At 61.5% G+C, this 19,932-nt stretch carries 21 protein-coding genes and 2 pseudogenes; 16 read left to right on the top strand and 7 right to left on the bottom strand.

Annotated elements, in window-relative coordinates:
- The first annotated feature begins 64 nt into the window (after window positions 1–64).
- Window positions 65–211 carry a hypothetical protein gene (locus C7W88_RS23220; protein ID WP_205525328.1) on the top strand — a complete coding sequence of 49 codons (147 nt, stop codon included), beginning with the start codon at window positions 65–67 and terminating at the stop codon, window positions 209–211.
- A gap of 82 nt (window positions 212–293) precedes the next feature.
- On the opposite strand, the gene C7W88_RS21320 is transcribed toward C7W88_RS23220, so the two are convergent.
- The 3 genes from C7W88_RS21320 to C7W88_RS24160 are packed head-to-tail and all read right to left on the bottom strand — an operon-like array spanning window position 294 to window position 2,028.
- Window positions 294–1,049, bottom strand: a complete 756-nt coding sequence (locus tag C7W88_RS21320; RefSeq protein ID WP_118075531.1) for a hypothetical protein — start codon at window positions 1,047–1,049, stop codon at window positions 294–296.
- A complete protein-coding gene (locus C7W88_RS24155; RefSeq protein ID WP_240345014.1) occupies window positions 1,043–1,525 on the bottom strand; it encodes a hypothetical protein in 483 nt (160 codons plus the stop codon). Before C7W88_RS24155 ends, C7W88_RS21320 begins: the two co-directional genes overlap by 7 nt.
- Window positions 1,522–2,028, bottom strand: coding sequence for a hypothetical protein (locus C7W88_RS24160; protein WP_240345015.1), 507 nt, complete (start codon window positions 2,026–2,028; stop codon window positions 1,522–1,524). The genes C7W88_RS24155 and C7W88_RS24160 overlap by 4 nt, the downstream gene beginning before the upstream one ends.
- A 446-nt stretch (window positions 2,029–2,474) precedes the next feature.
- On the opposite strand from C7W88_RS24160, the pseudogene C7W88_RS21330 reads away from it, so the two are divergent.
- Together C7W88_RS21330 and C7W88_RS21335 are read left to right on the top strand one after the other, a co-directional pair.
- Window positions 2,475–3,520 (top strand): annotated as a pseudogene (locus C7W88_RS21330) (IS110 family transposase).
- A 460-nt stretch (window positions 3,521–3,980) separates the two neighbouring features.
- The gene (locus C7W88_RS21335; protein WP_240345016.1) at window positions 3,981–4,646 is read left to right on the top strand and encodes a toprim domain-containing protein; all 666 of its coding nucleotides are present in this window, start codon (window positions 3,981–3,983) and stop codon (window positions 4,644–4,646) included.
- Window positions 4,647–5,235: 589 nt separating this feature from the next.
- Here C7W88_RS21335 and C7W88_RS21340 read toward each other — a convergent pair.
- On the bottom strand, window positions 5,236–5,703 hold the full coding sequence (locus C7W88_RS21340; protein ID WP_118075533.1) for a hypothetical protein: 468 nt from the start codon (window positions 5,701–5,703) through the stop codon (window positions 5,236–5,238).
- A 306-nt stretch (window positions 5,704–6,009) separates the two neighbouring features.
- On the opposite strand from C7W88_RS21340, the gene C7W88_RS21345 reads away from it, so the two are divergent.
- Genes C7W88_RS21345 through C7W88_RS21355 form a run of 3 tightly spaced genes read left to right on the top strand, consistent with a single transcriptional unit; the run spans window position 6,010 to window position 7,865 of the window.
- Window positions 6,010–6,627: a ribonuclease D gene (locus C7W88_RS21345; RefSeq protein ID WP_118075535.1), complete on the top strand. Its 618-nt coding sequence runs from the start codon at window positions 6,010–6,012 to the stop codon at window positions 6,625–6,627.
- Between the two features lie 24 nt (window positions 6,628–6,651).
- Window positions 6,652–7,296 (top strand): LPS export ABC transporter periplasmic protein LptC, encoded by a 645-nt coding sequence (lptC, locus tag C7W88_RS21350; protein WP_118075537.1) that lies wholly within the window; start codon window positions 6,652–6,654, stop codon window positions 7,294–7,296.
- Window positions 7,297–7,307: 11 nt separating this feature from the next.
- A complete protein-coding gene (locus C7W88_RS21355) occupies window positions 7,308–7,865 on the top strand; it encodes an LptA/OstA family protein (protein ID WP_370073264.1) in 558 nt (185 codons plus the stop codon).
- A gap of 160 nt (window positions 7,866–8,025) precedes the next feature.
- On the opposite strand, the gene C7W88_RS21360 is transcribed toward C7W88_RS21355, so the two are convergent.
- Window positions 8,026–11,187 carry a DEAD/DEAH box helicase gene (locus C7W88_RS21360; RefSeq protein WP_162896286.1) on the bottom strand — a complete coding sequence of 1,054 codons (3,162 nt, stop codon included), beginning with the start codon at window positions 11,185–11,187 and terminating at the stop codon, window positions 8,026–8,028.
- Between C7W88_RS21360 and C7W88_RS23020 the strand changes: the two genes are divergently transcribed.
- The 6 genes and pseudogenes from C7W88_RS23020 (at window position 11,128) to C7W88_RS21385 (ending at window position 13,498) form a co-directional block, all read left to right on the top strand.
- Window positions 11,128–11,406: a hypothetical protein gene (locus tag C7W88_RS23020; protein ID WP_205525356.1), complete on the top strand. Its 279-nt coding sequence runs from the start codon at window positions 11,128–11,130 to the stop codon at window positions 11,404–11,406. The genes C7W88_RS21360 and C7W88_RS23020 overlap by 60 nt on opposite strands.
- A gap of 117 nt (window positions 11,407–11,523) precedes the next feature.
- Window positions 11,524–11,830 (top strand): annotated as a pseudogene (locus tag C7W88_RS21365) (IS1380 family transposase); the annotation flags it as partial.
- A 4-nt stretch (window positions 11,831–11,834) separates the two neighbouring features.
- On the top strand, window positions 11,835–12,146 hold the full coding sequence (locus tag C7W88_RS21370; RefSeq protein WP_118075541.1) for a hypothetical protein: 312 nt from the start codon (window positions 11,835–11,837) through the stop codon (window positions 12,144–12,146).
- A 144-nt stretch (window positions 12,147–12,290) separates the two neighbouring features.
- Complete coding sequence (locus tag C7W88_RS24995) at window positions 12,291–12,722, top strand: hypothetical protein (RefSeq protein ID WP_370073265.1); 432 nt, start codon at window positions 12,291–12,293, stop codon at window positions 12,720–12,722.
- Window positions 12,723–12,803: 81 nt separating this feature from the next.
- Entirely contained in the window at window positions 12,804–13,157 is a 354-nt protein-coding gene (locus C7W88_RS21380; protein WP_118075545.1) for a type II toxin-antitoxin system RelE/ParE family toxin, read from the top strand.
- Entirely contained in the window at window positions 13,154–13,498 is a 345-nt protein-coding gene (locus C7W88_RS21385) for an XRE family transcriptional regulator (protein ID WP_370073266.1), read from the top strand. Before C7W88_RS21380 ends, C7W88_RS21385 begins: the two co-directional genes overlap by 4 nt.
- A gap of 314 nt (window positions 13,499–13,812) precedes the next feature.
- On the opposite strand, the gene C7W88_RS21390 is transcribed toward C7W88_RS21385, so the two are convergent.
- A complete protein-coding gene (locus tag C7W88_RS21390; protein WP_118075547.1) occupies window positions 13,813–13,992 on the bottom strand; it encodes a type II toxin-antitoxin system RelE/ParE family toxin in 180 nt (59 codons plus the stop codon).
- Window positions 13,993–14,092: 100 nt separating this feature from the next.
- Here C7W88_RS21390 and rfbB point away from each other — a divergent pair, with 100 nt between their 5' ends.
- Window positions 14,093–15,166, top strand: coding sequence for a dTDP-glucose 4,6-dehydratase (rfbB, locus tag C7W88_RS21395; protein WP_118075549.1), 1,074 nt, complete (start codon window positions 14,093–14,095; stop codon window positions 15,164–15,166).
- 497 nt (window positions 15,167–15,663) lie between these two features.
- Here the strand turns inward: rfbB and C7W88_RS21400 are convergent, their stop codons facing one another.
- Window positions 15,664–16,137, bottom strand: a complete 474-nt coding sequence (locus C7W88_RS21400; protein WP_118075551.1) for a MucR family transcriptional regulator — start codon at window positions 16,135–16,137, stop codon at window positions 15,664–15,666.
- A 937-nt stretch (window positions 16,138–17,074) separates the two neighbouring features.
- On the opposite strand from C7W88_RS21400, the gene C7W88_RS21405 reads away from it, so the two are divergent.
- The 3 genes from C7W88_RS21405 to C7W88_RS21415 all read left to right on the top strand — a co-directional run bounded on the left by C7W88_RS21405 (window position 17,075) and on the right by C7W88_RS21415 (window position 19,603).
- Entirely contained in the window at window positions 17,075–17,653 is a 579-nt protein-coding gene (locus C7W88_RS21405; protein WP_240345019.1) for a porin family protein, read from the top strand.
- A 141-nt stretch (window positions 17,654–17,794) separates the two neighbouring features.
- Window positions 17,795–17,992, top strand: coding sequence for a hypothetical protein (locus tag C7W88_RS21410; protein WP_118075553.1), 198 nt, complete (start codon window positions 17,795–17,797; stop codon window positions 17,990–17,992).
- 795 nt (window positions 17,993–18,787) lie between these two features.
- Entirely contained in the window at window positions 18,788–19,603 is an 816-nt protein-coding gene (locus C7W88_RS21415) for a hypothetical protein (protein ID WP_162896289.1), read from the top strand.
- Window positions 19,604–19,932 lie beyond the last annotated feature (329 nt).

A 19,932-nucleotide genomic window follows, 5' to 3' on the forward strand; every position in this document is an offset into this window, starting at 1 on the left:
TTGCCTTTCGCTGCGCCGCAAGGCTGGTAAGGAGCGGCAGAGCCTGTCGCGGTGGGGAGATACCATGATGGGTGGACAGCGGCCTGTGGTGCGGCAGGGGCCAGCGCGCCTTGCCAAGCATATCGACCTGGTTTTCGGCCCCAACAAGGGCGTCGATGTCGATCGATGGAAGCGGACATCGCAGCTCGGGCTGAGCTACGAGCCGCAATAGATGCTCAGCGCGGACGAGGTTACGCGTCTCATGGGCGGCGCCTGCCAGGTCATCAAGCAGGCGAAATCCGCCTAGCGATGGCTCACAGCTGGTAGGCGACACGGAGCCGCTCGGCGACTTCTTCGCGCGACATGTCCACTTTGAATTGCCTCGGGTCATAGTCGGCTTCGGTCGTTGCTCTTTCGACGAACGCGGCCAAGTCTTGCGCGACTGATCCGGGTAGCGGATATCGTGCTTCCTGGCTCAGCACCTGGATAAGCCGCGCCACGTCGTTGCGGTGCTTGCGGATGTTCTTCTCGTCGACCTCAACGCCCTCGTCTCGCTGGCGGGACAGATCGAGCCAGGCCCGCGCTTTGAATGGGATGATCGCGGCCTCGTCGAGTACAGGAATCCCGCCGGCGCCGCGCACCATCGCCTTCAGGAAGGCGTAATAGTCCTCATCGAGCAGGATTGCCGATAGGCTGGCGGCTGCCTCATCGATGGGGAGAGGGGTGAGGTGGGAATTCTCGGCAAGGGTCAGACCCTCGGGAGCGCGCGAGAACAGCTCGAGCATGGCGGGGAAGTCGTCAGCCGTCGGCTCCTGGAAGCGATAGAGGACCTTATCGCCCTCGCTCCGCTCCCGCACCTCATAGCCACCTGCTTCGACGAACGCCCAGAAGCGTTCGGCGAAGGCGCTGTCGAGGGCCTCGACGATCAGGACAATGTCGAGATCCCTGGTCGCGCGAAAGTCGAGCCCGACCTCGTCCATGATCAGTTCGCAGGCTGCTCCGCCGATCAGCACATATTGATGCTCGAGACCGGCAAAGTGTGCCCGAAAACGGTCGACCCCGGTTACCATGCATATGTCTCCAGCAATTCTTCGGCCGCCTGCGCGACACGCTCGTCGGGGTTCGCCCTGACGCTGAGGTAGAGCGAAAGCAGATCGACGACGCCGTTTCGCGCAAGGATCTGCGGATCGTAGGTCCATGTCTGAACTTCGAGCCGACCATCGTCGAAGGGCGTCGCTTCCCTGAGTCCCTGTTCCTCCACGATCCGCTTCCAGCTCGCCGCCAGAACGGCGCGCGTCTCGATTCTTGGCGCGGCCAGCATGGTGCTTCTGGCCAGCGCGCTCTCGCCGGCCAGCGGTCCAATCTCGCCAGGGCGATGTACGACGACAATGCGGGTCTTGCGAACCGGCGATTGCAGCCGGGCCTGGACTTCGCCCCACAGCTCGCGGCCGCCAAGGCGCAGGCGCAGTCGCCGTTGGCGGCTTACGTGATGCGCGCTCGCCAACTGCAGGGCCTCAAGTTCGTCAAGGCTCCGGCTGATACTCATGATCGATACCCGCAGTTCATCGGCAAGCTCGGTAAGGCTGCGATCTTCAAGGCTGCGGCCTTGGAGAACCGCGAGCAGCAGAACTTGCGTCGTCGGGCTGATCTGATCGGCGTGAGCAATAGCGAATGCCGGTGCGCGTTCGCGCAGGTCGAGGAACGCTTCGGGACATAGATCTGTGCGCCGGGCGCGATGAACCCGATCTTGCGCTCGATCATCTGACGGCGGAATGTGCCGCTTGCTCGGTCGAGCAGCAGGAGCACGAGGTCGGCACCAAGTTGCTGTTGGACCATCTCTCGGTGCTTCAGATATTGAACCGTCACACCCGATCCTGTGGGCAACACTTCCTGCACCGCCATCAGCAGCAGTTTGCGGCCATTTAGCGCCCCTTGCCACATCGCATAGCGATCAAGGATGAAATGCGGCAAGGCAGCGGGCGCAATCGGCGCAAGCGCAAGGTGCTGCCCGAACGCGTCAGCAACATAGGCTTCTGCCGCCTCAGCCAAGGCTTTCAAGCGGGTCCTTGGAGTTCTTTTTAACACCACCTTTCCTATTTAACATCACGAATGTTAAAAGTCTATTGCGATGTTAGAATTGGCGACGCTGGGACAATCCGGTACCATGCTAATCCATCCATGGGGCATAAAGCCGGCATTCATGCCTCACGCCGCGAGGACCACATCGGCGCCCTCGGGGCCACCAGGAATACCCTGAAATCGTGAGATACCATGATGAGTAGACAGCGGCCTGTGGTGCGGCAGAGTCGGTTTGCTACCAAGCACTCTGAAGGACGCCAGTGCGATGACAGCTACCCTTGCCGTGCCACCTGCCGCTATCGGTTGATCTTGGCGCAATTTTCGTTTCGCTGGGACTGTCGAAATCGACCTGGCTGGTGACAGCGCTCTCGCCGGGGAGCGACAGGATGTCACGACATTCGCTTGCGGGCGGTGACATGCCGGGGCTGGTCGCGTGTCTTGAGGGGGTTCGCGGGAAGGCGCGAACGCGGATGGGCGTGCTTTATCCAGTGATCGTCATCCCGGAGACGGGCCTCGATGGTTTCTGACCTCACCGCAGATTGGTCGAACAGGGCTGGATCGCCAGCCATGTCGTCGATGCAGCTTCGCTTGCAGTCTCACGCCGATACCGGCCGGCAAAGACCGACCGCATTGATGGTGAAATCCTGATCCGGACGCTGCTGGCGTGGGTGAGGGGGAAGCCACGGGTCTTTTCCAAGGTGCGTGTGCCGACGATCGATGATGAGGATGCGCGCCGGATCGATCGCGAACGCCAGACGCTGATCGAGGAGCGCAAACGTCACGTCAACCGTATCAAGGGCCTGCACTTCGGGTTGGTTTGCGAGATTACGAGTCGGCGCGTCGGGACCGGCGTGCGTGCCTTGACAAACTGCGAACAGGCGAAGGTCAGGCGCTGCCAGCGCATCTCAGGGCGCGCATTGGCCGCAAACTCGACAGGCTCGAGCTGCTTCTCGAACAGATCAAGGCAGTGGAGGCCGAGCGCGACGGGATGGCGTCCGCAGCGGGGGAAACTTCGCCGTTGACGATGCTGCGGGCGATCAGCGGTATGGGCCCGGAAATTGCCAACACTCTTGTTCAGGAGGGGCTGGCGAGGCCGTTCGATAACCGGCGCCCCAGGTTGCCGCCTATGCCGGTCTTGCGCCATTGTCGTGGCGTAGCGGCACGATCGATCGCCAGCAAGGCGTCTCGGAATCTGGTAATCCCAGGCTCAGCACGGCCATGGACCAGCTGGCATGGCTGTGGCTTCGCTATCAACCGGACTCCGAGCTCGCCCGGTGGTTCCAGGAAAGGACCGGCCGTAGCGGAGGCCGGGGCAGGAAGGTCGCGATCGTCGCGCTGGCGACGCAAGCTACTCGTCGCCTTGTGGAAGTACGCCACCAGCGGCGTCGTTATCGAGGGCGCCGTCTTGTCGGGAGTCCGATCAAACCCAGTCAACCAACCCCATCCATCGGGGCCCGATTAGTCCCGCCGGATCAGGTGAGCGAACCGCCCCCTCCCATGGCTTGAACAGCCGAAAGTGAGAATGGTCCCGCTCTCCTGAACCTTCGCCCAGAATGTGGCATCAGGGCGCAGCCGTGTGACAGCGTTGACCGGATATGAGGTGATACAGGCGCACGCAAGCGCCGGCAGTATAGACTAGGCTCAGCTGGACAGAGCAAGCAACACGCTGAAAGACAATCATATTATGAGCATTGACCCATAGATCATCATATGAGGGGAGGGGGGTGGCAAAGGGCATGAAACGCTTTGCTCCAACGCCACACCTTCAGAACCTCGTCCAGCGTCTTGGCGGGCGATGGTACGGTGACTATGCGATGTGTCGCTGTCCTGCGCACGATGATCGCATCCCGTCCCTCTCGCTCCGCCAGGGCCGACACGCGATTCTCGTGACGTGCCATGCCGGTTGCACAAGAGAAACGGTCGTGCGCCTTCTCGGTCTTGACCGCGCCCCGGGCAGCAGTGTCCTGGCCACGCCCTTGCCGAACGTCTGCCATACGACGAGCAGGGCCGCGCTAGCCCTCTGGAGCCGCGCGGGGACAGTCGAAGACACGCTTGCGGTGCGTTATCTTTGCGAGGTGCGCGGCTTTGCCCGAACGAGCGTGAGGGCCCTGCATGATATCCGCTATCTCGAACGGTGTCCGCTCGGGTCGGGCAAGTCTGCGTCATACCGTCCGGCGCTGCTTGTCGCCATGCGAAAAGCGGATCGGGTATGTGCCGTGCAACGCATCTTTCTCGACCCGCAAACCGCTGCATGTACCGGAAAATTCGTCCTTGGCCGGGCCGTCGGTGCCGCCTGGTCCAATGGCCGCCCGGCCCCGGTGATGGGTATCTGCGAGGGCTTCGAAAGCGCCGCTGCCTTCACCTGTCTCACCGGAATTCAGGCCTTTGCCACCATGGGAGCGGCGCGGTTCCACAAGATCGACTTGCCGCAAGGTCTTGAGCGGTTGATCCTGCTGGCAGACAATGACCAGGAGGGGCGTCGCGCTCAGATCAGGGCGTCTCGCACGCTTGTCCGGCCCGGCCTCGCCATCGAAACCCGCTGGCCGCCCCGAGGCCTGAATGACTGGGCTGACGCCTTGAAGCAGTAGGCAGCCTGGGGGTCTCTGTTTGCGCATGGCGTCACAGGCGCTGCGGCCATGGCAAGGGGCAAGGGGCAAGGGGCAAGGGGCAAGGTGCTGGGAGGCCCATGGCCGAGCAGGGCGCGCGCGGGCCATGCAGCCGCGGACCATTGAATCTGCTGAATCTGCAGGCGAAAAATGGCCCTGCTTCCAGGCTTCAGGAAGCAGGGCCAGGCATGGACAAGGCCAGTCGATGCTGCTCTTGACGTTGCAGATCCCGGTCTGTCTCCCGCGCAGGCGTTGCATCCCCATTCCGAGGAGTTCGGCATGCGCCAGGGCAAACTGCAGGTATCCGTGCGATGCGGGATCGGCAACAGATGGCCTGCGACTGTCTGCTCAAGGCCGCACCGTTCGGTTCGGGTCCGAAGACAAAGGCCAGTGCGTTGCCATGCGGTTTCAGGACGTTTTGTGCTCGCTGGTCGGGCGACATCGTGCATCTTCTGCGAGCGCTTCAAGGGCATGCTCGACATAGATCGCAGCCATTTTCATGCCCATGGCATCGAGCTGGCGCTGGATCGCCTGCAGGGCCTGAACGAGCTCTTCGGGGCGGCTTGGCCCATTACATGGCGTAGGCAAGGTCGAATACCGGATTGAAGTGCGCTGCCATGTTCTCCAGAACCTGCGAAACAGTGCCCAGCCCCCGATCAGTCAGGCAGAGCCAGAAGCGCCGCCGGTCGTTGATGTCAGGCTGGCGAATGACCAGTCCTCCATCGTCGAGCAGTTTCAGCCAGCGCAGCGAGGTTGCGCCGGCAAGGTTGGTAAGATGGGTGATGTCAGTAATGCTGACCCGGACCCTTTCGCGTCTTGCGATGTAGAGTTCGATTAGAATGCGCCAACCAGGATTGCAGGCCGGCAGGATCGGCAGGAGCTCCTCCCGCTTGGCAAAGTTCTCCTTCAGGGCTCGCGCGATCGCCAGGGCATCGAATTGATGCGAGGCAGGGATCGCGCGCGGCACGTGCTGGGGCTCGAGCAACTGTGTCAAGATTTTGCTCGCTATCCCGATCTGCACTCTCTCGGCATGGTTCATGGCGAGGTGCTCTTCCTCTTCCCATAGTTCTGGCAAGCCTGCTCGCACACCATCGCAACCTGGTCATTGCGATCGATCAAAGTTGGCAAGGCACAGGATTGGCACGGCAAAAGGCCGGTACTGCGGCTGCGTGCCCGATGACGATCGCGAACCTGCCTCGCGCGCCGTGGCTAAATCTCCTCATGCCCCGGACGACTGCCGCCCCTTGCCAGTTTCGTATTGGCGCGCGCGTTGGCAGGGCGAGGAGGTGCCAGTGAGCATCACACGTGACTTGCGAGAAGTTGACTTACCGCCTAAGCGACAGGAATGGCCGTTTATTTCCATGAAGAAGACCTACCCGAAGGCGTGCTTGCGCCCGGTGCCGTCGCCGTCGATACCGAGACGATGGGATTGATCACGCCGCGTGACCGCCTTTGCGTGGTGCAGATTTCGGACGGGCAGGGCGACGAACACCTCGTTCGCTTCTCCCCGGGCAGCAGCTATGCGGCGCCCAATCTGAAGGCTGTGCTCGCCGATCCTGCGCGGCTCAAGCTTTACCACTTTGCGCGGTTCGATCTGGCGGCGATCGAGCACTACCTTGGCGTGGTCGCCGCGCCCGTGTTCTGCACCAAGATCGCCTCGAAGCTGGTCCGGACCTATACCGATCGCCACGGTCTCAAGGACCTGGTGCGTGAACTGCTCGGAAAGGAAATCTCCAAGCAACAGCAGTCGAGCGACTGGGGCGGTCCGGTGCTGTCCGATGCGCAGCAGGAATACGCCGCATCCGACGTGCGTCATCTCCATGCCATGCACGCGATCCTCGTTGAGCGTCTGGAGCGCGAGGGCCGCACCGCAATGGCGCAGGCCTGCTTCGACTTCCTGCCGATGCGTGCGCGGCTCGACCTTGCCGGTTGGGCAGAGCGTGACGTGTTCAGCCACGAGTAAAGTGACAAGGGACAAGGGCGGGCGATGACTGTCGCGGCAGACACGATTCGCACAAAGCGTCGCAGCTTTGCAGCGCCGGGCGGCTCCCATGACCGTCTCGTGCATTTTCTCGCGCGCGGCTTGCCAGCGCTGGTCGGGGCCCTGCTGGCGATCATGGTCATTACGCCGCTCTCGCCACGCGGCGAAATCAGTTTCCTGCTGGATCGTCGCAAGGTTGCCATGGTCAACGAACGCATGCAGGTTTCCAGTGCCATGTATCGCGGGCAGGACGATGAAGGTCGCAATTTTTCGATCACGGCAGGCTCGGCAGTCCAACGAACCAAGGCACAGCCCTTGATCGAGCTGGATCAGCTGACCGCACGGATCATGCTGGACAATGGCCCGGCCTTGCTCACCGCGGGCCGGGGCAACTACGATTTCGGGAAGGAGATCGTGGATATCGCAGGCCCGATCAACGTCCAGACCTCGGACGGCTATCGCATGACGGCTACAAACGTCGACATCGATCTTGGCAGCAAGATCCTCAAGAGTCGCGGGCCTGTCGAAGGGCGCATTCCTGCCGGAACCTTTTCCGCCGATCGGATCAACGCCGATCTGAACGAGCGTACGGTCGCGCTCGAGGGTAATGCCCGCCTCCGCATGGTACCGGGCAGGATGCAAATGCCATGAGCAGGACACCGATGAGCAAGTATCCCATGACTACACGCGAGATCATTCGCTCGGCCCGTCCGCTGCGCTGGGCCACCATAGGTTTTGCCGCATCGGCCGCGCTCATGGCAGGTGGTCAGCATCTTTGGGCGCAGGGCATCTCCGGACATGACAGCAATGCGCCTGTGAACTACGCGGCAGATCGCATCGAGGTGCAGGACAAGACAAAGCGCGTCGTCCTGTCCGGCAATGTCGACATCACCCAGTCGGATTTGCGCATGCAGGCCGCCCGGACAACCGTTGCCTACAGGAATGCCGGCGACATCCAGATCGACAGGATCGATGCGACCGGAGGTGTCATGGTCAACCGTGGCGGTGAAAGTGCGCGCGGCGATGTTGCTGTCTACGACTTCAACCGCAACATCATCACCATGACAGGGAACGTGGCGCTCCGTCGCAACGGCGATACGTTGAACGGCGGGCGCCTGGTCATCGATCTCGATTCTGGCCTGTCGAGCGTCGATGGGCGATCAGGTGGTGGTAGCGGCGGCCGCGTCAGCGGAACGTTCAACGTCAAACGCAGGAACTGATCGGGTGGATTGATCCGCGCTCGACGATCCTGACCGGCCTGTCGTGCAGCATCCTTGCAAGTTGGCGACGTTGCGCCGACGAGCCTCCTTGCCGACAGGTGGACGGGACTGCGAGACCATGTCCCAGAAGACCCGGTCCCGTTTGCGCGCCGATTGACATTCAATCGCCAAGAGGCGCGAACAAATCGTGGAGTGTGGTCTCGTCCAGAACAGCATAGGCTGTGTCGCTTTCAGCTTCGAAAAGGGCATCAGCCAAGGCTTGCTTGCGCTGCTGCATGTCGAGAATTCTCTCTTCGACTGTGCCGGCCGCCACGAGCCGATGGACAAAGACGGGCTTGGTCTGGCCGATCCGATGGGTCCGGTCCATAGCCTGACGCTCGACTGACGGGTTCCACCAGGGATCATAGAGGATAACGGTATCGGCCTCAGTAAGGGTCAGGCCAACCCCTCCGGCCTTGAGGCTCAGGAGAAATACTGGAGCATTCCCGCTCGCGAATGCATCAAGCACTGATGCGCGGTCCCTGGTCTGTCCGGTCAGCGACAGGCAGGCAATGCCCTCCTCGGTCAGGTCGCGCTCGATCAGACGCAGCATTTCGACGAATTGCGAGAAGATCAGCACCCGGCGGCCTTCTGCGACAAGTTCCCTGACCAGTTCACGCAATCTGGCGCGCTTGGCACTGTCCGTGACGGACCGGGCAGCATCTGTCTTGACCAGTGCCGGATCGCAGCAGACCTGCCGCAGCTTCAGGAGAGCGTCGAGCACCGTGATGCGGGAGGCTGCCAGCCCCTTGGTTCTGATGGCCTCGCGCACGCGGGCATCCATCACGCTACGCACCGTTTCATAAAGTGCCTGCTGCGGTTTGGGGAGATCGACCCGCTCGAGGATCTCTGTCCTTGGCGGCAGTTCTGCTGCGACCTGTTCCTTTGTCCGGCGCAGCAGGAAGGGGCGCAAGCGCCGTTTGAGGCGGGCTTGCGCGCTGGCATCGCCATGCTTTTCAATAGGCGTGCGAAATAGCGTCTGAAACTGCTTGCGATCCCCCATCAGCCCGGGATTGACCCAGTCCATCAGCGTCCAAAGGTCCTGGAGCGAGTTTTCGAGCGGGGTTCCGGTCAGTGCAAGGCGCCCCTTGGCAGGGATTTCGCGAAGGGTCTTTGCCATCTGCGAGGCGGGGTTCTTGAGGGTCTGCGCCTCGTCAAGGATGACCAAGGGCCAATCATGGGCTGCCAGCCAGTCACGATCGCGGGCAAGCAGGGGGTACGTCGTGACAACGAGGTCAGCTTCCAATGCCGCTGCGCGGTAAGCGGCGCGCTCGTTGCCGTGCAGGACCACGAGACGCAGACAGGGCGTGAACTGTTCGGCCTGACTACGCCAGGTGTGCACCAGGCTGGTTGGCACGATCAGCAGCACCGGGCCTGCTGCTTCAGCTTCTCGCCTCGCCTGCAGGAGTGCAAGTGCCTGGACTGTCTTGCCGAGCCCCATGTCATCGGCAAGCACGCCACCGAAGCCCGCCTGCAGCAGCATCGCCATCCAGGCGACGCCATGGGCCTGATAGTCACGCAGCTGGGCCTTCAGACCGGCCGGGGCTGAATGAGCCTTGCCTGCGGTGAGAGCATGGAGGCCGCGCGCCAGTGGCAGGATTCCGGCATTGTCGGAGAAGCGCACATCGCTGCCTGCGAGCGCCTCTTCAGCCAGTTTGACCAGCCCTGCCTCTGCAGGATGCATCGCGCCCAGTTCCACCTGCTGGCACAGGAACAGGTGGAGCAAGGCGGCAATCGGGCTGAGGTCGACCGAGAGATAGCCCTGCTTGCCACGGTCAATGTAGACGGGCTGGCTGGCGAGGTGCTGTGTCAGCGCATGCACATCAGGCACCTGCTCCCACCCCTCTCGGTACTGTTCCAGGAATGCCGCAATCAGGGGCGCGACATCGATGGCCTTGCCCTCAAGCTCGACCTGAAAGCCAAGAGAAAACCAGTCATTTCCCTGGAATTCTGCACCCGGGGCGTTCTGCGTGGAAACCGACAGCGAAGCAGCTTCGGCGCTGAGACGGTAAGGCCATCTGCTGCTCTCGACGATGTCCCAGCCCTCTGCGCGCAAGGCCGGGACCACTCGGAAGGCGAAGTCCAGTGCATCATCGAGCCGGGAGACATCCATGAGCGACGTGCTCAGTTCACCATCGGCAAAGACAAGATCGCAATCCATCATGCGATCGCCGGGCCAGTGCGTCTCGAGCTCTTCCACCGGGATCGCACCGGCTTGCGTGAGACGTAGCAGGCAGGCGTCCTCCCACTCTGGGTCACGCAGCAAGGTGACCACCTCACCAGCCTGCACGATGCGCGGATCGGGGTCATAAGCGGAAACCTCCTGACCCTCATACACGAACGTCAGAGTGATTGTTGGAAGCTGCAGCGTTGTTCCCCAACGACCAGCATTCTCCCGCGCCGACTCCGCCCCCAGCATGAGACGGGCATGGCGTGTCCTGGGAGCGCGCGTCCTCTGGCGAATAACGTGGGGGCGTGGCAAGACGAGGTTGGCCAGACGATCAGGAAGTGCAGCAGCGAGCACCGCTGCGTGTTCAGCCGAAACAAGTGGCGCTGTTTCGACCAGTCGCAAAGTCTCCGGTTTCACAGGCTCGGCGAGTGCCCCGATGCGGCCTGAATCCTGGTCAATCCAGAATGTCGCCCCTTCGAGCCCTTGCAGTTGCAGGGCCGCGCCCGACGGATCAACGAAACCGAGCTGTTGGGCGCCATCTGATAGAATTCGCCATTGTAACCTGACAGCGGGGCGGTCTTCAGACCAGGTGAGGCAAGCTTCAGGGGAAGCAGCATGGAGCAGCCTGCCCGTTTCACCAAGCCGCCGGATCAGGCTGATTGCCTGCTCACCGTTGAGGAGCAGGCAGTCGGGTAGACCCGAACCAAAGCCATAGCCATAGCGTGCGTCCCAGATTCCCGCCTGAACCAGCGCGGGGATCAGTTCCAGGTCCACCGGACGGATGAATGCGGGAACAGCACTTGCGCGGATAGCAGCGAGAAGATCATAGCGGCGCATGCTCTTGTTAAGCGTATCGCCTGCGGCGGCCATCCGCCCTTTGTAGACGTCCACCCGAAGGTCTGCACCGGCGAGCTGAAGGACATAAAGCAGCCGGTCTTTGATATTGCTCGGATATTCTTCGGGCCGTTCAGGTCTTGGAGCGGCAGATGTGGCATTCTGTCTGACACGGGCGAGCCAGGCCTCGACTGGTGCGGCGAGACTGACGGGGTTCTGGTGCTGTGCGGCAGCCAGATAGATCAATGCTGCCGCGACATGCTTGCAATTATGGCCCATTGGGCAGGAGCATGCACCGAGAAGGGCATCGCCATGCAAGGCGATATGTTGATTGTAGGCCTGGCCGCGCCCGTTCGAGACGCGGCTTACAACAGCGCCGCCTTGCTCGGCCTCGACCTTTATGACCAGCCCGCGATCAACATAATCATGAGCGCGCTGCAGTGTCGAGGCAGCGAAATGATCGCTCAACTTGATCCACATAGCATTCCATTAGCCTGAATACTCACCGGGGCGCAGGTGAAGAGTTGGCGGTTGTAGCGTAAAGTTCTGTTCTGAAGCAGGAATCTGGTTGACCAGGCCTAGTCCTGCCCAGGACAGAAAATGTCATGAACCAGACCCGCCAGGAGTGACGATAGAGCGCCGGGACTTTCGTTTCCAGCGGTCCTCGGCAAGAAAGTCGCCGTCGCGATCGACTCTGGCCGACTGACCTCTCACGGCGGCGTGGTGCTGCGGTCTCAAGTCGAGGCCGCGATGGGGATTTGCCGGCGGTTTGCGGCTTGCATTGCCGATCCGCGTGACCCATCGCTTCGTTGACCTCGTCGCGTTGCGCGACGATCCGGGGTTGTGCCTGGCGCCAGGCAAGCTGCCGGGATCGGACGCGGGGCCTGCCGCCCAACCCACGATGAGCTGCTGCGAGAATGCTCTGAGTGCATGATCAGCAATGTCCCAGGATACATGTCGCAAACGATCCGGTAAATGGATTTGACCCAACCGGTGAGTCCTGTGAGCCGTTCGACGGCGGCGATAGCGGAGCATGCTGCGATCACGACAATCCGCAGGATGATGGTCTGCCGATCGTCGTCACCGGCCAAAAGCCTGATAGCGGCATCACCGCTGGCGAGGTTGGAAACTTCCTCGGCAGGGCCGCTCTTGAATCGGCTCCTGGCGGCGCTTCGGTGGACTGCATGTTCATCTCCCAGTGCGATACCACCGACAAGGTGCTTGCAGCAGTCGATTGAGTTCCCGGCCTCGGTAAGCTTGGCAATTTCGGCAAGCTACGAAAGGTACGAAAGTTGGGACGCGCTTGCGGCTGTGTGGTGGCAGGAACGCTGGTAGACACGCCGAAAGGCCTAGTCGCAATCGAGACTCTTGCCGCAGGCGACATGCTCCTCGCCTATGATGTGAAAACCGGTGAGGTTGTGCCCCAGTCGGTGCTCGACGTCCTGCGGACCGAACCGAAGCCAACCTACAATGTGATTCTCCGCGCTGCCAACGGCGAGACGGCTCAGTTCGAGGCCACTGATGATCATCCCTGGCTGAATGCTGCCAAAGAATGGCGCAACACGGATGAGCTGACTGTTGGCGATAGGTTGATCGCAGGCGATGGTGGGCGGTTCGAGGTGATCGAGGTTGGTCTGACCGGTAATGTCGAGGTGGCCTATGCCTTGCGGTGCGCGCTGTATGACAATGGGGGGTGCTATCTGCATCCCATGGAAACGGCTGGAAAGCGCCAATCACGCCCGTGCGTGAGGTGTATATCTGAATTATGGGTCCGATGCGTAGCATCGTGGCCCCTCCCACGATCCGGAAAATGATCCTGCCCGTGACGGTGAATGCCCGTTCGACCATAGCTTGTGGGCTATAGACAATTTATAGCCTGAAGGATATATAGCGGTATGGCTTGGACGGTTCTCTATCACGGTGCGTTCCTTCCCGAACTGGAGGTGCTGTCGGAATCCGTGCAGGACGAGTTGCTGGCGTTGGTCGAACTGCTCACCGTGAGTGGCCCGACGCTGGGGCGGCCACACGTCGATACGCTGGCCGGATCGAAGCACGCCAACATGAAGGAGCTCCGGTTCACGGCGGATGACGGGGTGTGGCGGGCAGCGTTCGCGTTCGACCCCAAGCGCCGCGCCATCGTGCTGGTGGCGGGAGACAAGAGCGGGGTCGCGCAGAAGCGGTTCTACAAAGGCCTGATCGCCAAGGCTGATGCCCGGTTCGCTGAGCACCTCGAAACGTTGAAAGGATGAGCACCATGCCGGTTACCCATGAAGAGCTGATGGCGCGTCTTCCCAAGGATCGTCAGGCCCGCATCAAGGCCCGCGCCGCCGAACTGCACCGAGAGGTTGAAGGCCTCAAGGCGCTGCGCAAGCTCGCCCAGCGCAGCCAGGAGCAGATCGCCCAGAGTCTGGGAGTCAAGCAGCCCTCGGTGCTCAAGATCGAGCGTCAGGCCGACCTCTACCTCTCCACTCTGCGCCGGTTCGTCGAGGCCGCTGGCGGCACGCTGGAGCTGCGGGTCGAACTGCCCGGCACCGGCGCGTTCACGCTCACCGGCGTCGGTGAGATCGACGCCGCCAAACACGCCGCCTGACCTTCTTCCTCAGCCGCTTGCATCGTCGCACCCGCGCGCTAGGCTGCCCGCCGTGATGCTGCTGCAGCGCCTTGCGAGCGAGCCAGGCGCGATCCCGCGCGTTGCGTCCGCACGGCCCAGAACCGCCTCAAGGGCAAATCCGCCGCTCTCCCGCCAACTGCCGCCCCCTGCGCGCACGAACGTCCGGTTCTACTGGAGAAATCGCCGTCAGTATGACTGGAGCGCGTCAAGCGGATCAGTTGTTCGTGTGAGCCCAGCCTCTCTCTCCCAATAATGGACTGAGTCCTTCTCGCATTCATCGCCTGCCGCCTGGATCACAGTCCGGCACAAAGGTCGAAACGGGCGCGTCCGGACCCGGTAAAGTTGACGAGCCTGGTGCAGGTCGCTGCAAGCTCATCGACGAAGGGGAGCGTCCACGGAACAACACGGCGCGCGATGAAACTGGCGATCTCGACGAGATCCACGTCCGCCGCAGGCGAAAACTCCAGACGCATCAGCTATCCGGAGCGCCAGCGGCGATAGCGGCAACACCTGGCGATCCCCATATCCACTGGCCCGCCCAGCTCAGGACAATGTTGAACGAGGAAAAGGCTCTTGGCTAACCTGCTTGTTACCGGCGGTGCCGGCTTCATTGGCGGCAACTTCGTGCGCTACTGGAGCAAGGAGCATCCCGACGATACGATCATCGTGCTCGATTGCCTGACTTATGCCGGCAACCGTTCGACCATTGCCGATGTCGAGCAGGCTGAATTCGTCGTCGGCGACATTCGCGACACAGCGCTTGTCGAGAAGCTGTTGCGCGAACACGGCGTGGCAACGCTCGTCCATTTTGCCGCTGAAAGCCATGTCGACCGCTCGATCACGGGGCCCGACGCCTTCATCGAGACGAATGTGATCGGCACGAGCAGCCTGCTCAAGGCCGCGCGCAAGGTCTGGCTTGACGAAGGCTCGGGCAAGGATCACCGCTTTCACCATATCTCGACCGACGAAGTCTATGGCTCGCTTGGCCCCGATGATCCGGCGTTCAGCGAAACCACGCCATACCAGCCCAATTCCCCCTACTCAGCATCCAAGGCTGCTTCCGATCACCTGGTGCGTGCCTGGCATCATACCTATGGGCTGAATACGACGACGACCAATTGCTCCAACAACTACGGGCCGTACCATTACCCTGAAAAACTCATCCCGCTGTTCATCCTCAACGCGCTATCGGGCAAGCCGCTGCCGATCTACGGCGACGGCCTGAATGTGCGGGACTGGCTCTACGCCGAAGACCATTGCCGTGGCATCGACGCGGCGCTTGAGCATGGCAAGCCTGGTGAAACCTACAATATCGGTGGCGGCGAGGAACTGCCCAACATGGCCGTGATCGACCGCATCTGCGCTGAAGTCGACCGCGCCTTTGCCGAGATCGACGGCCTTGCCGACCGCTACCCGCAGGCCCCTGCAGCACGGGGTCGCGCCACCTGCGAACTCAAGACATTCGTTGCAGATCGCAAGGGCCATGACCGCCGCTACGCGATCGACGAGACCCGGGCCCGCACCGAACTCGGCTATGTCCCGCAGCACGACTTTGCAACCGGGTTGCGCAGCACCTTGCGCTGGTACCTCGAAAATGAAGCCTGGTGGCGGCCGCTGTGCGTTACCGGACGAAGTGCACTTTCGTGAACGAGCAGCATATGCCGCATGTTCAGGCGACGGGATGCGCACGATCGCACAGCTCGATGCAAGGGCTTGCCACGCGGCGTGGCGCCTTGGTTTGCCCACTGTCTCCTTACAGCCGAGACCCGGCCCCCGAAATCTCACATAGTGTGGTCCAGGTTTGCCGTATGGGCTTTGCAGGTGCCCTGGAAAATGAATGCTGGTGAAGCCTGCCGCCTCATTCGGGCAGACCTCAGGGAGAGACCCGAGACGCACGCTCAACCGGGACATTCTCGCACAATCGAGAGCGAGCCAGAATCACGCGCTGCGTGCCCGCGTTCCGTGCCCGCGTTCCGTGCCCCCAAGGCCCTGCTTCGAAGGCCCACCGAGGTAAATTGGCGCAGTTCGAGCCGGATGCGACACGCCTAGGGCGCGGACGCTTCTGCTGTCTCGCGCAATCGCAGCGAGAACAAGGCAGCCATTCCATCCGTGGGGCCCGACAGGCAAGTCGCTCGCGTAGCGTGTCAGGTCTGTGCCGCTTCAGCCTTCGCGGGCTTGCGGCCACGCTTGGCCATCGGATTGACGAGCTTGGTGCCGGGCTTGCGCCCCAGCCCAATTGCCTTGGCGAGTTCCCGGCGCTTTTCGGCATAGGCAGGGGCCACCATCGGATAGTCGGCAGGCAGGTTCCAGCGCGCACGATATTGTTCGGGTGTCATGTTGTAGCGGTTCGCCAGATGGCGCTTGAGCATCTTCATCTTCTTGCCGTCTTCAAGGCAGACGATGTAGTCGTGCTTGACAGATGCCCGAACCGAAACTGCAGGCTCCGGAAGGGATTCGGGTACCTGCGCAGGCTTGTCGAGACCTGCAAGAGCGTTGTAGACGTTGGCGATGAGCGCAGGAAGGTCGCCCACTGCGACGGCGTTGTTGCTCACGTGAGCGGAGACAATATCCGACGTCAGTGTGACAAGCGTTTCGCGATCGGCAAGGTCATCTTGCATTCCAGTCAGCTCCCATGGTGGATTGCACTTTCAAATAATTCGCGAACTTCTAGCGCACGCTGACTTGCACGACCAGTCTTTCCTTATCCTTCACGATGGTCGGCAGTGCATTTATTCAAAAAACTGGAAACGCAATGTTAATAAGTGGTTCGACAACGCGCGAGCGTAAGCATGTCCACGATATGATCGTGTCTTCAGGATACCGAGAAATTCAATAAAGTTCGAAAATTGCTCCCGCTCATGCTAGACTCTGGAAATCGTCGTACCCCAAAAAAACATATCGGGGGATCGAGATTGGTATCTGTGCTTAACTGCTTGCAGATTTGCCCAGGACCGGGTTGCGTTGCAGATGGGGTCCTGATCCATCAAGTGGATGGTTCCATCTCCCTTTTTCATAGCCGGTGCGAAGCAGCTTGGAGCAGGCCTTTGCCTGCGTATGGTGCGCCAACTGCGCGGATGTCAGCGCCGATTCCCGCATTCGAGGCGCTGGTTGGCTAACCGTACAAGACATCACCCCGATCCCAGGTCCCGCCAGCGACGACCCGATTTGGCAAGAACGGCGGCAAGGGGCGCCAGTTCATTGTCACCAAGAGTGTGAAGAGCAAACGGCGGCCGCAGGGCGCCTGTCTGCAAGATTTCGCCCAGATCCCCGTAGTCGGGCTGGATGCAGGGACCTGGTCGGATGCCGGACGCCTAGCCTGGCCGTTGATCCCGACCGTTCAAGTGAGCAAGCGCACATTTCTGTGATCCTGGTGCGATTTTCCTGCAAGCATCGTTCGTGTCCCACGCCATCGCGACTTTTGTTGCATTGCGGCAACACCTTGTTTTTTCGCGATATCGCATGCCCTACTTTGCGGTTGCCCCCGACGGTCAATCCTCCGATTGCGCGCCGCCGCGGTCTCGCAGGAAACGCAATGAGAACCGCGATATGGCAAAAATGAGGAACATGATGAAGAAGATCTCGATCGCGCTCGCAGCCGTTGTTGCAGCTTGCGCCACGCCTGCATTTGCCGAGGCTCCCTCGGGCGTCCGCACCGAAGTGCTTGTTGGCTGGGATCGCGTCTCGCTCGACCTGAATGACTTTGGCCTCGGCACGTACAGCGAAGACGGTGTCGGTTTCGGTCTGGCTCTTGGCTATGACATTCCAACCACTGGCAACGTCGCCTTTGGCATCGATGCTGAAGTCTCGGATTCGTCGACCAAGTACGTTTATGACGATGGTGTCGATCGCGCGGTGATTTCGACCGGCCGTGATCTCTACGTCGGCGCTCGCGTGACCGCTGCGGTCAACCCGAAGCTGAGTCTCTATGGCAAGGTTGGCTATACCAACGCCCGCATCAAGGGTGAGCTCAACGGCTTCAAGGATGGCGAGAACGGTGATGGCGTGCGCCTTGGCCTGGGCGCTCAGCTCGGCCTCGGCGGCAACAGCTACGGCCTCGTCGAATACCGCTACTCGAACTACGAATCGAGCTTCTCGCGCAACCAGGTGCTCGCAGGCGTCGGCCTGCGCTTCTGATCACTCCTGAGTGAACAGACTGGGGAAGGGCAGCGGCGCTGCCCTTCCCTTTTTTCCGCGGGTGCTCCAAGCCCGTTCTGGAGATATCCGGCAAGCCACGAGGCTTCTGCCGTGCGGTGGGCAGATTGCGGGATTGAAACCATGGGCAACAAGGCAATTGCCCTTGCCGGGTTTTGCCAGAAGCTTGCCTTTGGCATGACCGCCATCAGCCAGCGAAGGGTGGCGACCGGCTATGGCAGTCAGAACCCGCGGTCGTCCGGCATCGGTCAAAACGATTGGCAGAGCCAAGGTCAGCGCGGTGCACACCGCGTCCGGACGCGGACCGCCGCTATGGTTTGATTCCGGAAGTCTGCAGCCAGGCCACGCCGATCATCGACCCGGGGCTTGTCTCATTCTGAGGGACCGATAGCACTCCGCCTGGAGGCGAGTTCGGTTCCCAGGCGTCCACCTAGCCACAGCACAAGTTTATGGTTGCTGCAATGTTAACGCGATCTTAGGGGTACTTGTCTAGATCGCTTCGCAGGAGGGCATTGCGGCTCTGCCGAACGCACCAGCGCTGCGGTTCTGCCGAATGCCTTCCGATAGTCTCTTTTGCACCTGCCGCATGATGGCCGGTCATGTCGCAAAAGGTGGTGCGGAAAGCGTCGATCCACACCCGGACCGGTTCCGCTCTGGCAGCCAGAGCTGGAAGGCGGTCAACGCGATCATGGCTCGCAGAGCCGAGCATCTCCAGCGTCCTTCATCGGCGCGCTATCCCATCGCAAGACAATGGCAGCCCGAGCAGGATCCTCGATCGGCGTGCTGCCTCTGCCTCTGCCCTCTGATCCTGGAGTGTGAAGGGCATTGTTCCGGCAAAGGGCAATCTTCACAGCCGATGCCGCTTCTTGCACGACACAGACCCGCCTGCGCGCTTCGGGACAGCGCGGGCCAGATCATGCGATGGAGCAATGCAATGTGATCCAGCACACGGACTTGTCAGCCTGGGGTCGGTAACCGTCGGGTCAGGATCTGCCCGAGGTAAAAATGAGCTTCTGGAAGAGTTTAGCGGATTGCATTGCCCGCAGGGGCAGGGGCAGGGGCAGGGGCGAGAAGGCCGCACCAATTGATCCGGCTCTGCAACGGCGATTGCACAGGGTGCGGCAAGGCCTCCCGCAACCTGACCGTGGTCAAGGAATTGCAAAAGAGCCCTTTGCACAATCAAGGCGGCCGGTCACACAAGCGCCCGGGCTGCTCCGGAAAAAGGCCATTGTCGAAGCCTTGGCCGTTTCCGGAATTGTCAGGCACCCACCTGTCGCTCTTCTCGGCGCTGCCGAGTGCCAGGAAGGTATCGAACGCTGCCCGCCGCAGGCAGAGGTGCTCGTGAAGACTGATCCGGATTGTGCGGGCGCTTTCATCGTCACGTTGCAGGATGGCACCCTGATCGGCAGGATCGGCGCAAGGAGTACACTTGCCAGGGCTATTGCCGACGCTGACGCCGTGCTCGGTGCCAGGATCACCAGTATTGGCGCAGAAGACGGCAAGGGACAACTGCTGGCGCCTCGCATTACAGTGGTCACCGGTCCAGGCGATGCCCGGCCGGACATGGCCTGGCTCGAGAATCACGATGTCCATTCCGTCCAGTTGTCAGGGGAGCAGCACTTCCAGAAGGCAATCCGCAAGCTTGCTCTGGGCGAAGGTGTCACGCTCACGTCGGTGACGGCGCGTGATCACGGCGAATGTGCCATCGTTGCCGTGAACAGGCGCGGTGAACCGCTCGGCTACCTGCCAGCCGACTTCAAGCCTCTTGATGGGGTCAACAACCTGAACGAGGTCGCACGGGCAGAAGTCAAGACTGTCCGCATAGGCAGCGGTGGTTTGTGGACTGTTGTCCTTGCTTTGCACATCGGTACCCTCGAGCAGACATTGCGTGCTGCGAGAAGCCGACCGAAGCGACAGGTGTGCCCATGCTGATCGGCCTGGACAGCGGCAGCGCAAAGCACAGGGCCACGGACCTGACGCAGCTGCCCGGCGCCTCCGGCTAAGCCACAGATGCTGGCGTAACGCGCTGCAGGCGCCGCCTGAAATCAGGGAGATTGCGCCCTTACAGATTGGCTCGCAATCCTGGCGCGCCAGGTTGCCATGTTCGAAGCTGGCGGCTCACAGGTTCGGGGAATTCATACCAGCCTTGTTGCCGATCTGGGCATCGGCAGGCCTCCCCTTTGCATGCAGCACCCTTCTCTCAGGCGAGATGCTTCAAGCCAGCGCGTCCCGGTCGGATCTGCAGGCCACAGCGATCGGCC

The sequence above is a fragment of the Novosphingobium sp. THN1 genome (assembly GCF_003454795.1).
Taxonomy (GTDB): domain Bacteria; phylum Pseudomonadota; class Alphaproteobacteria; order Sphingomonadales; family Sphingomonadaceae; genus Novosphingobium.